The organism is Bacillus sp. FG16, assembly GCF_057809515.1.
In genome coordinates, this window is record NZ_JBMDKC010000003.1 from 37,362 (window position 1) to 55,715 (window position 18,354).

An 18,354-nucleotide genomic window follows, 5' to 3' on the forward strand; every position below is an offset into this window, starting at 1 on the left:
AATCAAGGAAAAGAATAACATATAACTATCTATATATCATTATAAAATATTTATTTTCATAGCAGGAAAAAACATTTTTTAACAGAATATTAAATGTTTGATTACATTTTATTGGAGTGGATAATATGTCTTTTCAAATTCGTGAAGCAACGATAGATGATATAGACGCACTTTGTTCTTTAACGAAAGAATTAAAAGGTTCCTCTATTTCCTATGAAGATATGAACAATCGATTACAATTCGTACAAATGAGTCCGTTTGATTTTTTATATGTTTACGAAGAAGAAGAAGCTATATTTGGATTACTTGGATTTCGTATACGTGAAAATTTAGAAGATGTAACACGTTATGGAGAGATTTCAATTATTAGCGTCGATTCTAACATACGACGGAAAGGCATTGGACAAGTGTTGATGGATTATGCAGAGCAATTAGCAAAGAAACATAATTGCATTGGCACATGGCTAGTTAGTGGAACAAAAAGAGTAGAAGCTCATCCTTTTTACAAAAAATTAGGTTATGAAGTAAATGGCTACCGATTTGTAAAACATTTCTAAACTACTTATAATTGAAGGGACTATAACTATGACAAACATTAAAGCAATTTTCATTGATCGTGACGGTACAATTGGTGGTGACACTACAATACATTATCCGGGATCTTTTACATTATTTCCATTCACAAAAACATCCTTGCAAAAACTAAAAGCTAAAAATATAAAAATTTTCTCTTTCACAAATCAACCTGGTATCGCAGATGGAATAGCAACTGTAGCCGATTTTGTACAAGAATTAGAAGGCTTCGGTTTTGATGATATTTATGTATGTCCTCATAAACACGGTGATGGTTGTGAATGTCGTAAACCAAGTACAGGCATGCTGCTTAAAGCAGCAAAAAAACATGGGCTTGATTTAACACAATGTGCTGTAGTTGGTGATCGCTGGACTGATATTGTTGCAGGAGAAAAAGTAAATGCGACTACGATTCTAGTCCGAACAGGAGCTGGGTATGATGCTTTGCATACGTACCGAGACAAATGGGCACATATTGAACCAAACTACATTGCAGATAACTTTGAAGATGCAACAAACTGGGTTTTAAATCAACTATAATACAAATGAAGATTTTGATGCACTCAAAATAATTTAAATCATAGTTAAAATATCCTTTTTGGCAAATAATTTTCTTCCACAAAACGGATTACCTCAAAAGGTAGCAAGTTCCCTTTTGATACGCAAACATTGCAATTCAAATTATATTTTTTATTACTAACAGCAATTAACATAAAGAAGGAATAGCTTAGTGGCTATCCCTTCTTTATTGACTTCTATTATTTACATTTGTTATCTTTTTTTATTGAGTATTCTCATCGTTTTTATACTCCAAAATATCCCCTGGCTGACACTCCAAAGCTTTACATATCGCTTCCAATGTTGAAAAACGAACCGCTTTTGCTTTCCCATTTTTCAAAATAGAAAGATTCGCCATCGTAATTCCAACCTTCTCCGAAAGTTCCGTTACACTCATCTTTCGTTTTGCTAACATGACGTCAATATTAATAATAATTGTCATATCCGCCACCTCAGACCGTCAAATCATTTTCTGATTTTATGTTAATTGCTTCTTGTAGAAGGCGTTGAAGAATAGCAGCAAAAACAGCGATAACGAGCGAAGCAAAAACGATAATAAGTCCCACTAACCCAATAGGAGGGTCCATTTTTTTCGCTATAAAATGAAAAAGTGGCATACCCAATACATACAAACCACTGATTGTAACTGCACAGCGCTTTATATTCTTTAACGCCTTTACAGATAATTCCGAGAACGCTGTGTTCTCGTCAATATACTGTAAAAGATTGAAAGCCTGATAAAGAGCAACGTAAAAAGGCACAGCTGCTCCATACATCACAATGAAAACAAGATATTTTATCAGAGTAATATTAGGATACAAATTCGCTGCGAAATTCGCCATTTCCGGCACTAAAAATATGCATAAAGCAAGTACTGCAATTCCAACAAGAAAAATAATTACTTTTAAGAACGTTGTTGAACTTCGTTTAAGATTCATTTACAATACCTCATTTATTTAATGATAACATAATTTTATCACATTATTTATTGTTTAACAATAAATAAATATCGTTTTCGTTGCGTTTAATTTAGGAAAAAATAAAAAAGAATTTCTCATTACAAAGAAATTCTTTTTCTTGAAAATGTCTCTTTCAACTTAATTTTTTAAAACGTTAATTCGTAATGGAAATAACGATTATCTCTCAAATAACCATTTTCAGCATATAATCGTTGTGCTGATAAATTATCAATCTCTGTTTGCAATTTTACACCTTTTGCTCCATTCTCTAATGCGTATTCTTTAGCAGCTTCTAATAATTTTTTACCTGTTCCGGCTCCACGCTTCGCCGCTTGTACAAATAAATCATTTAAAATCCATAATTCTTTCATTGAAATGGAAGAAAATGATGGATATAGTTGTGTGAACCCAATATATTCGCCGTCTTCAACTGCTACGAAAATAACGGACTCTTTTTTCTCAATTCGATTTCGTAAAAATACTTTTGCACCTTCTAAATCAGAATCCTGCCTATAAAACATGCGATAGTTATTAAAAACTGATGCTAGTCCATCTAAATCTGCAATTGTTGCCTCATATATTCTCATTTTACTCCATTCCCCTTCCAATACTGTCTCATTATATCCGTTGCCCATTTAGGCTGGTGTATTTCTTCTTTCGGCATAAACTCTTTCATTATTGGTTTTATATCCAATATAGGAGTACCATTAATAGCATCTAATCCCTCAACAATAATTGATTTACCTTCTCTTTTGATCACCTTTACAATTGTTACACCTATGCGATTCGGGCGATTTTTTCCGCGCTGTGCAAAAATACCTACTTCAGGATAATCTTTATTATTTCTAGGATGTCTAGCAAAATACTGAATTTGCTCGTCAGTTACTTTATGAAAATAAAAAACAACTTCAATATGGGAAAAATCTTCAATCCCTTGTATACTTTCTTCTGCATACATTTCAGTTAAAGTTATACGGGATCTTACTTCTCCCCACTCATCATCTTTTATTTCCTTTCTTTCATTATGTACAAATGCGATTGGTTGAACTGAAAACATACGCATTCCCCCTTAAATGTAACCACTTACATTATAAAATATTTTCTGAATGTTTTCCAGATATATGAATTAAGTTTACATAATATAATTATAATCTATTTATCTAAAGCTACCTTGACTGCTTCAATTGCATGTATATGGGTCGTATCAAATATCGGGACTGATACGTTTTCTTGTTTTATTAATAAACCTATTTCCGTACAACCTAATATAATTCCTTGTGCTCCTTCTTGTACTAATTCTTCTATAACCCTTTTATAATACTCTCTAGATTGAAATACTATTTTTCCTAAACATAATTCTGTATATATTACTTCGTTTACTTTTTCTCTATTTGTTCCTGATGGTACTATTACTTTTATATCATGCTCTTCAATACGTGACTTATAGAAATCTTGCTCCATTGTATATTTAGTTCCAAGCAGACCAACCTTTTGAATGTCTTTTCTTTTAATTACTTTTGCAGTTGCATCGGCAATATGTAAGACTGGAATATCAATTTTCTCCTTTATTTTTCCAACTACCTTATGCATTGTATTTGTAAAAATGATTATAAAGTCTGCTCCTCCCTTCTGTAATGAATACGCCGCATTCGCTAAAACTTCACCTGCTCCATTCCAATCTCCTCTAGACTGGAATCTTTCAATCTCTTCAAAGTCCACACTATTAATCAAACATTTTGCTGAATGTAGCCCTCCTAATCTCTCTTTTATTTCTTCATTAATAATTCGATAATATTCAGAAGTTGATTCCCAACTCATACCACCTATAAGACCTATCGTTTTCATACAAAACACCTACCTAAACTATTTTTATGAAACTAATAACAATATTTTATTATGTATATTATATATAATAAAACAAGACTTTAAGTTTGGAATATAAAGTCTTGTTTTAACGGAAATATGGAAATAATAAAGAATAATTCTACTTTCATTTCCAAGGAAATTTTTATAGAATATTCTGAAATTAATAATCTGATGTTTTTATAAATTCTTTATACTTATAATTAAAACACTCTCGATACAGCTCTTTGATTTCATCATATGATGGAACACGTGGGTTATTAGCTGGGCTACCACTTTCAATTGCATCTGATGCCATTTTAGAAATAGCATTTTCAAATTCAATTTCATCGATTCCGTATTCTTTTAAATTTGGAATACGAAGATCAAAGCAAAGTTTTTTTATTTCACCAAGCGTGTAGTCTGCTACTTCCTCATCAGAATTCGAATACAAATCCTTATTTAAACTACGTCCAATTTTTGCTAACCTTTTCATTGCACTTGTTTTTGTAAACTCTAACACTGTAGGTAATAGTATGGCATTTGATATACCATGCGGTACATGAAATAATGCTCCCACTGGCCTTGACATTCCATGAACTAATGTAACTGATGCATTAGAAAATGCAATTCCAGCTTGTAAGGAAGCAATCATCATCGCTTCTCTTGCCTCCATATTACGTCCATCTTCATATGCTATACGTAAATATTTCATAATACTTTCAATAGCTGAAAGAGCAAGTACATCTGTAAGTGGTTGTGAAACTTTAGAAATATACGCTTCAATCGCATGACATAATGCATCTATTCCTGTTGCTGCCGTAATTTGTGGTGGTAATGAACTTGTCAAAACTGGATCTATAATTGCTACTTTCGGTATAAAACTAGGATGCTTCATCATCATTTTTACATCTGTTTTTTTATTCGTAATTACTGCTACACTTGTAACTTCCGATCCAGTACCAGAAGTTGTTGGAATTGCAATAAGTGGTAGTGGATTGTTTTCTATATCAATATCCTTTTGGACATAATCCTCAACTTCTCCACCATTTGTATATAAAACCGCTACTGCTTTCGCAGCATCAATACAACTTCCACCACCAATACCGATAATAAAATCACACTTTTCTTCTTTACAAAGAGATAACGCTTCTAACACGTGTATATTTGTAGGCTCAGCATCTACTTTATTATATGTACTAACAGTAATACTTTTCTTATTTAGTTGTTGTATACACTTTTCAACATATCCTAATTTCTCCATAATTGTATCAGTAACTATAAAAGCTCTTTTCCCTAACTTTTTTGATTGTTCCCCCAGTTTTTCAAGCGAATTCCTTCCATATAATACCGACTTTGGCATACGAAACTCAGAAACTTCTTGCAAGTACTCCACCCCTTCTTATCCTAATTAATATTTTATGATATAAATTATCGATTTGATGAATCTTTACGATTCGAATGTTTAATAGAGTCCTGTTAAAGTATAGAACGCGATAACTAAAAATACAGCAACCGTTTTCAAAATTGTGATAGCAAATATATCTTTATAGGACTGTTTATGTGTTAATCCTGTTACTGTAAGAATAGTAATAATAGCCCCGTTATGCGGTAGTGTATCCATTCCTCCTGATGCCGTTGATACGATACGGTGCATAACTTCTAATGGAATATCAAATTGATTGGCCGCTGCAATAAATTTATCTCCCATTGCGCTTAATACTATTCCCATACCTCCTGATGCAGAGCCTGTAATTCCAGCTAAAATATTCGTCGTTACTGCACCATTCACTAACGGATTTGTGAAAGTAGCAGAGATACCATCTCTCATAATTGCGAAGCCTGGAAGTGCTGCAATGACACCACCGAATCCAAACTCAGCTCCTGTATTCATCGTTGCAAGTAGCGCTCCACCAATACTTGTATTCAATCCAGCTTGGAAACCTGTTACTACTCGCTTCCAATATAGTAATAACGTTGTTAAGATCCCTATAATAAGTGCCAATTCTACAGACCAAATTCCTAGTACTGCACTTAATTCTACTTTTCCAAATGCTTTCATACCAATTGCAGAAAAATCAAAACCGCTTGGATACCACTTCGGTATCATAATAGTAAACACTTTATTCATTACACCTACTAAAATAAGTGGTATAAATGCAATAAGTTGTTGTGCTCTTGTGATTTCAATGTTATTAATTAATGGCATATTTTTTTGTTCTAATTGCAAAGATGCTGCCATTTCAGTATTTCCGTCATTAAAACCAAAATATCCTTCACCTGCCGCTTTTGCCTTCTTACGTCTACTCTCTAAATATAGTAAACCTAATGTAAGAACAAAAATTGCTCCTACAATCCCAAGTATCGGTGCAGCATAAATATCCGTTTTAAAAAATGTTGTAGGTATTACATTTTGAATTTGTGGTGATCCAGGTAGTGCATCCATTGTAAACGTTACTGCTCCAAGAACAATCGTTCCAGGGATTAAACGTTTTGGAATATTAGCTTGTCGAAACAACTTAGCTGCGAACGGATAAACAGCAAACACTACTACATACACACTAACACCACTATACGTTAAAATAGCCCCCATTAATACAATCGCTAATATAGTACGTTTTTCACCAACTAACTCAATAATCGTTTTTGCAATAGAATCCGCAATTCCTGACATTTCCACTACTTTTCCAAATATTGCTCCTAATAAAAACACAGGAAAATATAACTTTATAAATCCAACCATTTTCTCCATAAAGATATTAGAAAAGAAAGGTAATACATAACTAGGTTCTGTCAAAAATACTGCAAATAATGCAAATATCGGTGCGAATAGAATAACAGAAAAGCCTCTGTATGCTACGAACATAAGTAAACTTAGTGCTAATAATATAATAACTAACTCCAATTTTACCCCTCCATTAAACAGAATATTCTAAATTTTATTGATAAACTTCTACTAATCTTTTAATTCTGACATCCCTCCTCTTATTCATACAATTTTTTCATGCTAAAAATGTCTAATTATAAATATTCGATTACATATGAAAAATCCCTTTAAACAGAAACGAATTCCTCATCATACGTTATAAAGGGATTGCTAGCATCTATATTTACTAATTTATTAAACTTTTTTCTGCACAAAAATGATACAGTTCTTCAACATCTTTCACTATGTAAGTCGCACTAACTTCAGTCAGTTCTTTCTCACAGCCATAGCCATATAAAACACCAATTGAAGCAATTCCATTCTGATTCGCACCTATTATATCGTGCTTTCTATCACCAATCATTATCATTTCTTCTTTATTTAGTTCTTCATTTGTTTGTAAAATATGAGCAATTATTTCTTCTTTTTTTATTCTCGTACCATCTAAATTACTTCCAATGATATCTTCGAAATAATTCGTTAATTGAAAATGCTCTATAACTTGTTTCGCAAATACAGTGGGCTTTGAAGTAGCTACGAATATGCGATTTCCTGAACTTTTTAATTGTTGCAAGAGCTTCAGAATCCCCTCGTATACATTATTTTCAAACAATCCACGCTGCTTTAAATACTCACGGAAGTAAAAAACTGCACGTTCAACCTCTCCTTCACTCATATTATATCTCTCTACGAATGATTGCTGAATAGGAGGACCTATAAATGAATCTAACTCACTTATATGTACTTCTTCAATTCCTACTTTTTTTAACGCATACAAAACCGAATTTACAATCCCTTCTTTCGGATCCGTTAAAGTTCCATCTAAATCAAATAGAAATGTTTTATACATGTTTCATTCCTCCACTTAATTTGCTGTATAAATAACTGCTAACATCTCTTCCACTTCTCCCTATTATACTATCATTATCTATTTTTTCGAAAAATCAATTTCCATATGTCACATACTTTCAGTTACAAAATACGATAGATATGATAAAGTAAAAAAGTTACAATTATTTTAATAGAAACTGGTGAAACAAATGTCAATTACGTTAATTTTTATAATGGCTTTCACAATTGTAATCCACGCAGTTGAAACAAACTCTTATAGTATTCGATTAGCCGGGGTTCGTTTAAAGAAGATTGCTGTCGCATTATCCGTCGTAGGAATCGTATTACTCATTTCAAGAACATCAAACTTACTACAAGCCTTTTTACTTGGCGGGATTGTTGACGAAGCAAAACAAGATCCTTCTATTGATTTAGAGCATATTATACGTCTTGTACTATTATCTGCTTCTATCGGTACATTGCTTGCGATTATACTGTATCCAACTTTGACAAAACTATTTGGATATGTCATTCAAAACTTTGAAACAGACGGTTCTTTCATTCGAATGATGAAAACGAATAACATTCAAAAATTAAAGTACACAAAAAAATATGTCCGCTTTCCAAAGTTAGAAATGATTCATAGATTGCGTATCGGCGGTATTCCAAAGCGTATAATGCTTATTAACATGTTCGCTACTGCAATTTATACAGCGGGGGTTCTTTCCGCACTATATGCTTCTTTTTTAATTCCAGCTTTCGCAACAAAAGCCACTACAGCTTCTGGTCTTATTAATGGTTTTGCTACTATTTTATTAACAGTGCTACTAGATCCACGTATTGCTCTTTTAACAGAGCGAGCTCTTCAATCAGAAGAAGGTGCTGAAGCAATGAGTAAAATGTATGCTTGGCTAATGATTTCTAGACTTTTTGGTACATTACTAGCTCAACTGTTATTCATACCAGGTGCTTACTGGATCACATGGATTATAAAGCTTATGAATTAAATCCACACTCTAAAAAAAGCAGGTGAGATAACAAATGACTATACAAACAGAACAAGATATCATTCGCTTAATAGAAAACGACGAATGGATGATGACTGTATTACAAATGGCAAAATCACTAGAGCTACCTGATTGGTGGGTTTGTGCCGGCTTTGTTCGTTCTAAAATTTGGGATACTTTACACAACTACGAAATAAGAACAGATACGCCTGATGTAGATGTTATTTATTACGATTGTCTACATAAAGACGAAACATATGAAAAGTTATTAGAAACGAAACTAATGAATATGGATGCCACTATCCCTTGGTCAATAAAAAATCAAGCTCGTATGCATGTAATGAATAACATGCCGCCATATTCTTCTTCTGTTGATGCTATTTCTAAATTTCCTGAAACAGCAACGGCATTAGGAGTTACATTAGATGACCAAAACAATATTATATTAGCATCTCCATGCGGAATCGAAGATGTACTTTCACTACAAGTGAAACCAACAGCTCATTTTCTTGAAACAAAAGAACGTATACATATGTACAAAAATAGAGTTATAAAAAAGAATTGGCAAATTAAATGGCCTAACATCACAATCACATATCCAGAAATATAGAAAGGGTGCCTCTCATTTATAGAAGCACCCTTTTCTTCATTTCAAAAAATGTATGACTGTTTCTGCAAACCTATCTGCTTCCTCATAATGAGGTGAATGACCGCTCTCTTCAAATACGATATACTTGCCGTTTCGGGCATCTTTATTAAATGTTTTAATTTGTTCTTCACACGTTACTACATCATGTTTTCCTACAATTAATAACATTTGATTCTGTACTTCTTTTATTTTATATAATAATGACGTATGACATGAGCCCTCTAATTTTAATCTATCAAAATGAATTTGAGAGCGATTTGAAAATACTTCCCACTCTTCATCACTGTATAAACTCTCATATGTCCTATCTTCCTTATTATTGTAAATCTCCATTCTTTTTTCTTCTAATTCATTGCTTAGTCTTATATAAGCTTCTAACAACTCTTTTGAACTAGCATTGCTAGATGAATAAGCAAGAGACTCTTCTGCTACTTCTTCTTTTCCATGCTTTTTTAATAAATGCCCTGTCTTTTGCAACAAAGCTCTACTTGTTAATGCAAAGTCGAAAGTTGGCCCTTCAAATATTATTTTCTCTATTGAACTTGGATATATCGACGCATATAACAATGCTAAATAGCCACCGAAAGAATGTCCAATTGCAGACCACTTCTCAATTTGTAATACTTTTTTTAATTCCTCACAGTCTTCAATCAAATCATTTAATCCAAAAGCTTCGTCTTCAGTAATTTTTTCTGAACGACAAACACCTCTTTGATCTATCATAATTACATATAAAGAATCTTTTAAACGTTCCGCTTGGTGAAATGAAAAATCATAGCAACTCTCTCCTGGACCACCATGCAAGTATAAGACTGGCTTATTTTTAGGATTTCCATGTGTTTCAACGTATAGCTTTTTCCCTCTAATATTCATATACTCTCCTGTTTCTATCAAATTCGCCATAAACATCACCATCTTCTTTTTTTACTGAATATTATAACATTTAATGTTAAATAATCCCTATTACATTTAAGAAGACGATAATTATTGCAAGTGGTGCTACAAATCGAAGTAAAAATGCCCAACAAGTAAATACTTTCTTTCCATAATTTCCACCTACAAAAAACTCTGCTTCTAGCACCTTCTTCTCCATTTTGAATGAAACGAAAATACTAATAAATAGTGCTCCAAGTGGCATTAATATATTACTAGATAAGAAGTCTACTGCATCAAAAATATTCTTTCCGAAAATCGTAATATCACTCCATACTCCAAATGATAACGCTGATGGGATACCCACTAAGAAAATGCCGAAACCGATCATCCATGATAATTTCGTTCTTTTTTCTTGTTCACCATTTGCTAATGCTGACACTACTGTCTCTAGTAGAGAAAATGCCGATGTTAATGTCGCAAATGTAAATAGGGCAAGAAATACTGTTAAGAACAACCCACCGAATGGAATTTGACTAAATACAGATGGTAATACGATAAATAGTAATCCAGGCCCTTCTGTCGGCTCCATTCCTAATGAAAATACGGCCGGAAAAATAGCAAGACCTGCAAATAATGAAACAAATAAATTCAATCCAACAATTGTTATTGCTGATTTTGGTAAACTTTCTTTTTTATTTAAATAGGAACTATACGTAACCATAATTGAAATCCCGATGCTAATCGCAAAGAATGATTGCCCCATTGCAAACAAAATACTTTCCGAAGTAATCTTTGAGAAATCTGGTTGTAAAAAAAACTTCACACCTTTCATTGCATCATCAAGTGTTAACGAACGAATAATAAGAGCGACAAATAAAACGAACAATGCTGGCAGCATATATTTACTTGCTTTTTCAATTCCGTTTTGTACACCTTTTGATACAACCCAAATCGTAATAAACATAAAAGCGAAATGCCCTATAATCGCCCAAGTGGGATTTCCAATTGTTTCAGTAAATAATGCTCCGTAATTTTGTCCCGGAGTAATCAGTTGTCCAGTTATTCCTCTGAATAAATAAATTAATACCCATCCACCTACAACACTATAAAACGAAAGTAGTATAAAACACGTTCCAACGCCAAGGCGTCCGATCCAGTGCCATCCTGTATTTGGTGCGATGCTTTTAAATGCTCCAACTGCTTGTTTCTGCGTACTGCGTCCAATCATAAATTCAGCTATAAGTAGCGGTAGTCCAATTAAAACAGTAAATAATATAAAGATTAAAAAGAACGCTCCTCCCCCACTCTTCCCAGCGATATAAGGAAACTTCCATATCGCACCAAGTCCAATTGCTGATCCGGCTGCTGCCATTATAAAACCTAATTTCGAAGTCCATTGCTCCGTCTGTTTCATCTCATTTTCCTCCTAATTAAATCTTTTTATATAAATAAATAAATTTTATAGACCTATCCAAATAAACCCTCCATTTCTTCTTCCATATAATAAAAAAATGGCCTAGCATCTCTATATAAAGAGACGCTAAGCCATTTACTTAACGCGGTACCACCCTTATTGATTCCATTATGAATCCACCTTAGTAGTAATCGTTTGATTACAAACCTAATATCGAAGGTTAACCGTTAAGATTTACTAAGAATGTGATTCCGTTCCACCTTACTGCTCCTAGGCGAGTTCAGGATGTCATTTGACTATGTCGCACCAACCCATAGCTCTCTGTACAAATATACGACCTTACTACTCCTATTCAACACATTTTAATATTTAGAATATATTTTCTTTTGAAATTAATATGAAGTATATCTGTTATATTTGTAACTGTCAAGGGGTATATTAATTTTTTTGTCGAAATGGTTCATATTGATAACTCACTTTCACTAAGCTTATTAGCAAAAGAAAGAGTCTATATTTTCACCTTTTCAAACGAACTATAAAAAAAGAATCTTCGCGATAGTCGCGAAGATTCTTTTTACGGTATAAGACGAGTACAATCTCTCGGAAAAGCACTCGCCTCTCGTACATTTGTTAATTCTAATAGTTTATATACAATCCTTTCTAACCCAATTCCGAAACCTCCATGCGGGGGACAACCGTATCGGAATGTATTTAAATAAGATTGAAATTTCTCTGGGTATAATCCTTTTTCTTTAAACGAAGCGAGTAACATTTCATAATTATGAATTCGCTGTGCCCCTGACGTTATTTCTAACCCTTTATATAATAAGTCGAATGAATCAGTAATAGCTGGATTCTCTTTATTTTGCATCGTATACATCGGTCTCGCTTCTTTCGGATAATGTGTAATGAAAACAAATTCACTATTATATGTTTCCTTTACATATTTCCCTAGTAACTTTTCACCTTCTGTATCTAAATCCCCTACAGGAGATTCTTTACGATACTTACTTTTCAAAATTTCTTGTGCTTCTAACAATGTAATTTTAGGTATTTCAGTAATAACAGGTACTTCTATTTGTAATAGCTGTAGTTCTATTTCACATTTTTTCGCTACTTGTTGAAACATATATCGTAAAACATCAGTTTCTAGTTGCATCACTTCATAAAAATCATGAATAAAACCAAGTTCTACGTCTAACGATATATATTCATTCAAATGACGGGAAGAGTTATGATGTTCCGCTCTATATACAGGTGCAATTTCAAAAACTCGTTCTAACCCACCCGCTACCATCATTTGTTTGTAGAACTGTGGTGATTGTGCTAAATAAGCTTCTTTTTGGAAGTATGGAAGCTTAAAAACATTTGCTCCTCCTTCTGCCCCTTGCGAAACAATTTTCGGCGTAAATATACGTGTGAAATCGTTCTCTATAAGAAATTCACTAAAGCTCTGAACGAGTGTAGATTTCACTTTAAAAATCGCTGCGGTTCGCTCATGTCTTAGTGAGAGTACCCGCTCATTCAATAGTTGATCTAATCCAACTTGTAACTTCTTTTTGTTTATTTCAAATGGAAGTGGTTCTGCACCGTTTATTACTTTCACTTCATGAGCAAGTACTTCAACACCCAATTCTGTTTTCGATGTCTCGACTATCTCACCGATTACATGGACAACACTTTCTACATCAACTTTATATCCGGCCAATTCATTTTCTAATACACATTGAATTACTCCTGTTCTGTCCCGTAATAATAAAAAACTAACATTTCCAAGGTGCCGAATTTTTTTTACCCATCCTTGAAGTAATACAACCTTTCCACTTTGCTTTGTACATTCTTTTGTGAGTGAACGCTTCATTATTGAATCCATTATTTTTCCCTCCAGTAATTTTATATTTATTTACGTTATTGTTGTCATCGTCATCATCCACGGTCACTCACCCCCTTTCAAAGAATACAAAAATCCGCCCCTATAAATAGGGACGGATTTTTTTCCGCGGTACCACCCAAATTGTCATACTGACCATCTTAGCCCTGATAACGGTAGGTACCGTTTGCTTTTACTAATAATCACGTTCAAAGCAACACTCACAGGTGTCTTTCCATCATGCGGTATCGCAACCTTCCCAGCAACCGGCTGCTCTCTGTAGACCTTTGCATCATGTACTTTTCCTGATCATCACTTTTTATATTTACAGAGTATTCTAACTCTTCTTTTTATAGAATGCAAGCCTTTTTAAAATATATTCTGATTTTTCACATCCACTTTTGTACAATCTCCTCTAAAGCCATGCCACGTGAACCTTTCAGTAAAACAATATCTTTTTTCGTTATAACTTTCAATACTTCCTCTGCTATTTTGGCTTTATTATCAAATGACTTTATTTTTCCCGTATGATAGTTCTTTCTTGCTTCTTCCGCTACAATTTCAGCTAACTCTCCATACGTAAATACATATTGAATGCTCTCCTCATTTAACATTTTACCAATTTCTCTATGATATGTTTCAGCTTTCTTGCCTAACTCCAACATATCCCCAATCACTATAATTTTTTTCTTATAGGCATTTAATTTCTGCAACGTTTCAATTGCAACCTTCATGGAGGAAGGACTGGCATTCCATGCATCGTTAATAATTGTAAAACCTGTTTTAGCGGTTAAAAACTGAAAGCGCATTTGTGTAATGTTTATTTGCTGCAATGCTTCTTGTATTTTTTCTATAGGGACTTTGTAAAATTGACCTACAGCGATTCCGACAATCGTATTAAAAATATTATGTTTTCCATGTAAGGGAACATCGTACTGTATTTTTGAATGATTTAATTTAAAATGAACACCATATTCATCTAATTGTACGTTCGTTGGAAACAAATCATTTGTATACTTTCCACCAAACGACTTACTTTCTATACCTAGCATATTAATATTTTGAGAAAGTAATGGCTCATCACCATTATATAAGAACAGTCCACCGTCATTTAATCCGTCTACAATTTCAAATTTAGCCTTCGCAATCTCTTCTCTTGATCCAAGCGTTTCTAAGTGTGACTGTCCAATCATTGTAATGATCGCTACATCTGGCTGTGCTATTTGTGCTAAGTTTCGAATTTGTCCCGTTTCGCTCATTCCCATTTCAAGTATTAAAAACTCTGTATCCTGTTTCATTTCTAAAATCGTTAGTGGTAAACCAATTTGACTATTTAAATTTCCCTTCGTTTTATGCACACGATAAGTTGTACTTAATATCGTGCTTATTATATCTTTTACCATTGTCTTTCCATTACTACCAGTAATTCCGATAACTTTCACATTACTTGTCTTTCGGTAATATCGCGCTATTTTTGCAGTGCAAGTAATGTGTCATCTACAAAAATAATCGGTATTCCTTTTGGAGGATCACCGTAAGACTTTTTCCATAAAGAAGCAGCCGCACCTTTTTCCATCGCTTCTTTTACATAATCGTGTCCATCTTTCACCCTAATAATCGGAACAAACAAATTCCCTTTCGTAATTTTTTTAGAGTCAATACAGACGCCTTGCATCTCTATATAATGAAATGATTCTTGTAATCCTTCACCATTTACTATCTCTTCCAATTTATTTAATTGTATTTGAATCAAATCGTCATCCCTTTCCATTTTATTACATAAAAGTTGTATTTTACACGCATATTAATAAAAAATTTTATAGCGAGGTGTGTATATGCAAAAAGCAATTAGTTTCTTTCTCCTATTGTTTTGCCTAATTGTAGTAAACGAAACATACGCCTATTCACCAAACTCTTTACCAATCTCTCAAAACTCTGATCAATGGCAAGTGAATATTGATAAACCGAAAAAAACAAACAAGAATATGCTTCAAGCTAAAAAAGATGAATTTCAAACATATCATTTTTCAGTAAAGAATGTCGGGAATAGTGAGGTATATAACGTAAACGTCGAAGTATTCCGCAACGAACCAAATAAGAAAACGAAATATGAACTCTTTTCCCTAAAGGAAAGTCGTTTAGCAAGTGGAAAAACTGGATTTGAACACGCTAATTTACCTGTTGCTACAAAAGCGGATGAGGTTGATGTTATTATTACATGGCAAGAACACCCTTTCCGTTCGATGCGGAATGGTCAAAAAGTTGAATCTAGAAAATTTAAAGAGCATTTTGTTTTTAAAGAAGCTAAAAAGTAAAGGGAATACGGATATATTGACACTATCATTGATATAGCTTTATTTACTAGTACCAGTTCGTAAGCAAATTAAAAAGTCGTGGCTTAATGCCACGACTTTTTATATTAATTCGTACTAATGCCTCTCGCTGCCCAAATGCGATCGATATCAGCAGCATGTTGTCCACCATATAAAAGAGCATCCGCTTGCTTAATCGCTTTTGCTCCATCACTGAATTTAGAGTTTGGTGTTAATGACCAGTGTGATTGTAAAATGATTTTTGTTGCTACATCACGGCCAAAAGCTTGTGCCATTTCGTATTGACCTTGAGCCCAAATTTCACCATCATCATGCACTTCATTCGTTATATCTTTCGGATATACTTTATTCGTATCTAATCGGCGTAAGCATGTTGGATCTGAACTAGAATAAGCTGTCGCATCCCATTCTCCAACACATGCTTTACCATATCCAGTAGTCGATACTGCATCTTCATATGTAGCACCTAAGAAGTCGCCAAATCCTTCTCCCATCGCTCCACCTTCTGCTGAACTACCAAAGCCAGGAACTTGGTTATCTTGAATCGAATGCCCATACTCATGTGCGATAATACCAGCATCTTCTGCATCATCAACACCGCCAGTACCGAAAGTTAAAGCTTTTGTTGATGGAGAATAGAATGAGTTATCATCAGTTGTACCATTAACATTCACTTTTATCGAACGGTTATTAATATTTTTAAAACCTAGACTTTGAATGTAACGTTGCAATGTATCGATATGATAGTACGACATAACATCTTCAAAGCTATCATTTGCGCGTGTATAGTTAAATTGTAAATTCGTAGATTTTGTTTTCGCTTTTGAAGAAATCGTTACATATTCTCCAATTAAAAATCCTGTTCCATCTAAACCTTTTAACGTAACAGTTTTCAGTTGGTTCGTTAGAGCTGTTGAATCTGCATCGTTATTATCTTTTAAGCCTACTTTACTACCGCTAGATACGACTGGGTTAGGTAAAAATACTTTTCCTGACCCTTCAGCTTTTCGGTTTATATCAACCTTTTTAATTAACTTTCCATTTTCTGCATCAATAAATGTTTCCCATGCACCAAATGGATTATTAGAATGGACTACAACTTTATATACTGGACGAGCAATTCCTTCTTCAACAATATATCCGAACTCTTTATCTGTAGGAGCCCATAAATTTTGCTCACTTGCTTCTCCAACATACGCCATTGATTTTTGTATTGCATCTTTTTCACTAATTTTTGTCGTTACTTCCTTCACACCTGTAACAGGCTGATAATCAGAAACAGCGAGTACTCCCTTTCCCTCTCCATTAAGAGTAACTGTAATTTGTTTTGAAAATACAGGCGCACCGTTAACAACTTGTTGGAACCTAACATATGAAGCTACTGACGTTTCTGTTGTAGAAATATATTGCAAGTCTGAAAGGTCTGTTTTCAATCCATACTGCGCAGCATTTTCTTTTAAATATTCAGTTGCTTTTTTCTGTGGCGAATAAGCTTCTAACTTTACTTGCTGTTGTTTTTCCAATGCCGAAACCGTAGAAATCGTCCCCATTACTAACGGTACAGTCATTGCCATTGCCACCATTTTTTTATTAAACATAGAACCACTCCCCCTAATAAAGTAGCTCAACCTTATCCCATTACCACTAGGCAATCATTCCCCACAAAATGGGGGGATAAAAATTGAATCTACGAGTAATTCTCTATAAACACTTCTATTACCTTTTCATTTAGGGTAAGTGAAATTTTCTCAATATTTATGTGTAAAGTGAACACAATACTTTAGAAATATATTTCTAAAGCAATTCCTTAACTCTTAAACTTTTTAAATGACTTTGTAAAAAATAGGCTACTTTTTTTACCTAACGGTAGGTTGAAAAAAATATTAATGAATGATACAATTTATATAACCTTTTTTTAGGAGGCTTTATTATGAGCAAAAGTGAAGAAACACTCTCTTCAATTATGGAAGCAAGCTATCGACTGTTTGCCGGACATGGTATTACCAAAACGACTTATTCAATGATTGCTGAAGAAGTCGGAATTGCTAAACCGTCCATTTATTATTACTTTAAATCTAAAGATGCATTAATCGAATGTATTTTCACAGAATTATGTGCTGCGATGCAGTTTTCTTCCTTCTTCCATACAGAAGAGTTTACGAAAGAAAATTTTATTGAGAAATGCATTGAAATTGGATTCAAAATAATTGATGAACAGCAGAACGATCCTTATTTTAATCGTGTGTTGCAAGAATATGTATTACTATCTTCAAGAAATGATATGTACAAAGATCGATTACTAACTGTGCAAACAGAATATTTACAAGGATTTGAATCCCTCCTTACAAAAGCAAATGAGCTTCAATTGATTGAAAATAAAAATCTAGTTTCAAAAGCTCATATGTTAGCATTAGTGCTTGATAATGTCGGGAATTTTATGATGTTACATGTGGATATAGATTATAGACAAATATGGATGGAAGCTGTAAACAGTATTTTTGAAAGAAGGGATTGAA

General features: G+C 33.6%; 18 protein-coding genes, 1 pseudogene and 2 other annotated features. Of the genes and pseudogenes, 6 read left to right on the forward strand and 13 right to left on the reverse strand.

Features of this window, described 5'->3' with window-relative positions; all coding sequences use genetic code 11:
* The first annotated feature begins 125 nt into the window (after positions 1-125).
* Both ACODS7_RS02190 and ACODS7_RS02195 read left to right on the forward strand, forming a co-directional pair.
* A complete protein-coding gene (locus ACODS7_RS02190) occupies positions 126-557 on the forward strand; it encodes a GNAT family N-acetyltransferase (RefSeq protein WP_000009776.1) in 432 nt (143 codons plus the stop codon).
* Positions 558-585: 28 nt separating this feature from the next.
* Positions 586-1,113, forward strand: a complete 528-nt coding sequence (locus ACODS7_RS02195) for an HAD-IIIA family hydrolase (protein ID WP_000181784.1) — start codon at positions 586-588, stop codon at positions 1,111-1,113.
* A 241-nt stretch (positions 1,114-1,354) separates the two neighbouring features.
* On the opposite strand, the gene ACODS7_RS02200 is transcribed toward ACODS7_RS02195, so the two are convergent.
* The 8 genes from ACODS7_RS02200 to ACODS7_RS02235 all read right to left on the reverse strand — a co-directional run bounded on the left by ACODS7_RS02200 (position 1,355) and on the right by ACODS7_RS02235 (position 7,708).
* On the reverse strand, positions 1,355-1,573 hold the full coding sequence (locus ACODS7_RS02200; RefSeq protein ID WP_000152534.1) for a helix-turn-helix domain-containing protein: 219 nt from the start codon (positions 1,571-1,573) through the stop codon (positions 1,355-1,357).
* 10 nt (positions 1,574-1,583) lie between these two features.
* A complete protein-coding gene (locus ACODS7_RS02205) occupies positions 1,584-2,069 on the reverse strand; it encodes a DUF2975 domain-containing protein (protein WP_016081797.1) in 486 nt (161 codons plus the stop codon).
* Positions 2,070-2,236: 167 nt separating this feature from the next.
* Positions 2,237-2,677, reverse strand: coding sequence for a GNAT family N-acetyltransferase (locus tag ACODS7_RS02210; RefSeq protein WP_001223866.1), 441 nt, complete (start codon positions 2,675-2,677; stop codon positions 2,237-2,239).
* Positions 2,674-3,147, reverse strand: a complete 474-nt coding sequence (locus tag ACODS7_RS02215; protein ID WP_000493252.1) for an SAM-dependent methyltransferase — start codon at positions 3,145-3,147, stop codon at positions 2,674-2,676. The genes ACODS7_RS02210 and ACODS7_RS02215 overlap by 4 nt, the downstream gene beginning before the upstream one ends.
* Positions 3,148-3,242: 95 nt before the next feature.
* Positions 3,243-3,935, reverse strand: a complete 693-nt coding sequence (locus tag ACODS7_RS02220) for an aspartate/glutamate racemase family protein (RefSeq protein ID WP_243168123.1) — start codon at positions 3,933-3,935, stop codon at positions 3,243-3,245.
* A gap of 181 nt (positions 3,936-4,116) precedes the next feature.
* Positions 4,117-5,319, reverse strand: coding sequence for an iron-containing alcohol dehydrogenase (locus ACODS7_RS02225; RefSeq protein WP_029442201.1), 1,203 nt, complete (start codon positions 5,317-5,319; stop codon positions 4,117-4,119).
* Positions 5,320-5,397: 78 nt separating this feature from the next.
* Positions 5,398-6,837: a GntP family permease gene (locus ACODS7_RS02230; protein WP_243168124.1), complete on the reverse strand. Its 1,440-nt coding sequence runs from the start codon at positions 6,835-6,837 to the stop codon at positions 5,398-5,400.
* A 208-nt stretch (positions 6,838-7,045) separates the two neighbouring features.
* Complete coding sequence (locus tag ACODS7_RS02235) at positions 7,046-7,708, reverse strand: HAD family hydrolase (RefSeq protein WP_069355516.1); 663 nt, start codon at positions 7,706-7,708, stop codon at positions 7,046-7,048.
* Positions 7,709-7,898: 190 nt separating this feature from the next.
* Between ACODS7_RS02235 and ACODS7_RS02240 the strand changes: the two genes are divergently transcribed.
* Positions 7,899-8,696: a lipid II flippase Amj family protein gene (locus tag ACODS7_RS02240; protein WP_243168125.1), complete on the forward strand. Its 798-nt coding sequence runs from the start codon at positions 7,899-7,901 to the stop codon at positions 8,694-8,696.
* Positions 8,697-8,730: 34 nt separating this feature from the next.
* Positions 8,731-9,306, forward strand: coding sequence for a nucleotidyltransferase family protein (locus tag ACODS7_RS02245; protein ID WP_098629185.1), 576 nt, complete (start codon positions 8,731-8,733; stop codon positions 9,304-9,306).
* A gap of 36 nt (positions 9,307-9,342) precedes the next feature.
* Here ACODS7_RS02245 and ACODS7_RS02250 read toward each other — a convergent pair whose 3' ends face one another.
* The 4 genes and pseudogenes from ACODS7_RS02250 to ACODS7_RS02265 all read right to left on the reverse strand — a co-directional run bounded on the left by ACODS7_RS02250 (position 9,343) and on the right by ACODS7_RS02265 (position 15,276).
* On the reverse strand, positions 9,343-10,248 hold the full coding sequence (locus ACODS7_RS02250) for an alpha/beta fold hydrolase (protein WP_098629186.1): 906 nt from the start codon (positions 10,246-10,248) through the stop codon (positions 9,343-9,345).
* A gap of 46 nt (positions 10,249-10,294) precedes the next feature.
* Positions 10,295-11,635, reverse strand: a complete 1,341-nt coding sequence (locus ACODS7_RS02255) for a sodium-dependent transporter (RefSeq protein WP_016081805.1) — start codon at positions 11,633-11,635, stop codon at positions 10,295-10,297.
* Between the two features lie 116 nt (positions 11,636-11,751).
* Positions 11,752-12,000: a binding site (T-box leader), on the reverse strand.
* A 209-nt stretch (positions 12,001-12,209) separates the two neighbouring features.
* Positions 12,210-13,508, reverse strand: coding sequence for an aspartate--tRNA(Asn) ligase (aspS, locus tag ACODS7_RS02260; RefSeq protein WP_088114880.1), 1,299 nt, complete (start codon positions 13,506-13,508; stop codon positions 12,210-12,212).
* A gap of 105 nt (positions 13,509-13,613) precedes the next feature.
* Positions 13,614-13,827 (reverse strand) — a binding site (T-box leader).
* 67 nt (positions 13,828-13,894) lie between these two features.
* Positions 13,895-15,276: pseudogene (locus ACODS7_RS02265) on the reverse strand (UDP-N-acetylmuramoyl-tripeptide--D-alanyl-D-alanine ligase).
* Positions 15,277-15,340: 64 nt separating this feature from the next.
* Between ACODS7_RS02265 and ACODS7_RS02270 the strand changes: the two are divergent.
* The gene (locus ACODS7_RS02270) at positions 15,341-15,820 is read left to right on the forward strand and encodes a hypothetical protein (RefSeq protein ID WP_043936560.1); all 480 of its coding nucleotides are present in this window, start codon (positions 15,341-15,343) and stop codon (positions 15,818-15,820) included.
* A gap of 104 nt (positions 15,821-15,924) precedes the next feature.
* Here ACODS7_RS02270 and ACODS7_RS02275 read toward each other — a convergent pair whose 3' ends face one another.
* Entirely contained in the window at positions 15,925-17,436 is a 1,512-nt protein-coding gene (locus tag ACODS7_RS02275) for a M36 family metallopeptidase (RefSeq protein ID WP_000482274.1), read from the reverse strand.
* Positions 17,437-17,768: 332 nt separating this feature from the next.
* Between ACODS7_RS02275 and ACODS7_RS02280 the strand changes: the two genes are divergently transcribed.
* Positions 17,769-18,353: a TetR/AcrR family transcriptional regulator gene (locus ACODS7_RS02280; RefSeq protein ID WP_000045218.1), complete on the forward strand. Its 585-nt coding sequence runs from the start codon at positions 17,769-17,771 to the stop codon at positions 18,351-18,353.
* The last annotated feature ends 1 nt before the right edge of the window (position 18,354 follow it).

Bases quoted from the DNA above. Each gene is read 5' to 3' on its own strand.
- ACODS7_RS02200 (WP_000152534.1), bottom strand. From the start codon at position 1,573: ATGACAATTATTATTAATATTGACGTCATGTTAGCAAAACGAAAGATG.
- ACODS7_RS02215 (WP_000493252.1), bottom strand. From the start codon at position 3,147: ATGTTTTCAGTTCAACCAATCGCATTTGTACATAATGAAAGAAAGGAA.
- ACODS7_RS02220 (WP_243168123.1), bottom strand. From the start codon at position 3,935: ATGAAAACGATAGGTCTTATAGGTGGTATGAGTTGGGAATCAACTTCT.
- aspS (WP_088114880.1), bottom strand. From the start codon at position 13,508: ATGGATTCAATAATGAAGCGTTCACTCACAAAAGAATGTACAAAGCAA.
- ACODS7_RS02240 (WP_243168125.1), top strand. From the start codon at position 7,899: ATGTCAATTACGTTAATTTTTATAATGGCTTTCACAATTGTAATCCAC.
- ACODS7_RS02255 (WP_016081805.1), bottom strand. From the start codon at position 11,635: ATGAAACAGACGGAGCAATGGACTTCGAAATTAGGTTTTATAATGGCA.
- ACODS7_RS02205 (WP_016081797.1), bottom strand. From the start codon at position 2,069: ATGAATCTTAAACGAAGTTCAACAACGTTCTTAAAAGTAATTATTTTT.
- ACODS7_RS02280 (WP_000045218.1), top strand. From the start codon at position 17,769: ATGAGCAAAAGTGAAGAAACACTCTCTTCAATTATGGAAGCAAGCTAT.
- ACODS7_RS02250 (WP_098629186.1), bottom strand. From the start codon at position 10,248: ATGGCGAATTTGATAGAAACAGGAGAGTATATGAATATTAGAGGGAAA.
- ACODS7_RS02270 (WP_043936560.1), top strand. From the start codon at position 15,341: ATGCAAAAAGCAATTAGTTTCTTTCTCCTATTGTTTTGCCTAATTGTA.
- ACODS7_RS02210 (WP_001223866.1), bottom strand. From the start codon at position 2,677: ATGAGAATATATGAGGCAACAATTGCAGATTTAGATGGACTAGCATCA.
- ACODS7_RS02190 (WP_000009776.1), top strand. From the start codon at position 126: ATGTCTTTTCAAATTCGTGAAGCAACGATAGATGATATAGACGCACTT.
- ACODS7_RS02235 (WP_069355516.1), bottom strand. From the start codon at position 7,708: ATGTATAAAACATTTCTATTTGATTTAGATGGAACTTTAACGGATCCG.
- ACODS7_RS02275 (WP_000482274.1), bottom strand. From the start codon at position 17,436: ATGTTTAATAAAAAAATGGTGGCAATGGCAATGACTGTACCGTTAGTA.
- ACODS7_RS02195 (WP_000181784.1), top strand. From the start codon at position 586: ATGACAAACATTAAAGCAATTTTCATTGATCGTGACGGTACAATTGGT.
- ACODS7_RS02245 (WP_098629185.1), top strand. From the start codon at position 8,731: ATGACTATACAAACAGAACAAGATATCATTCGCTTAATAGAAAACGAC.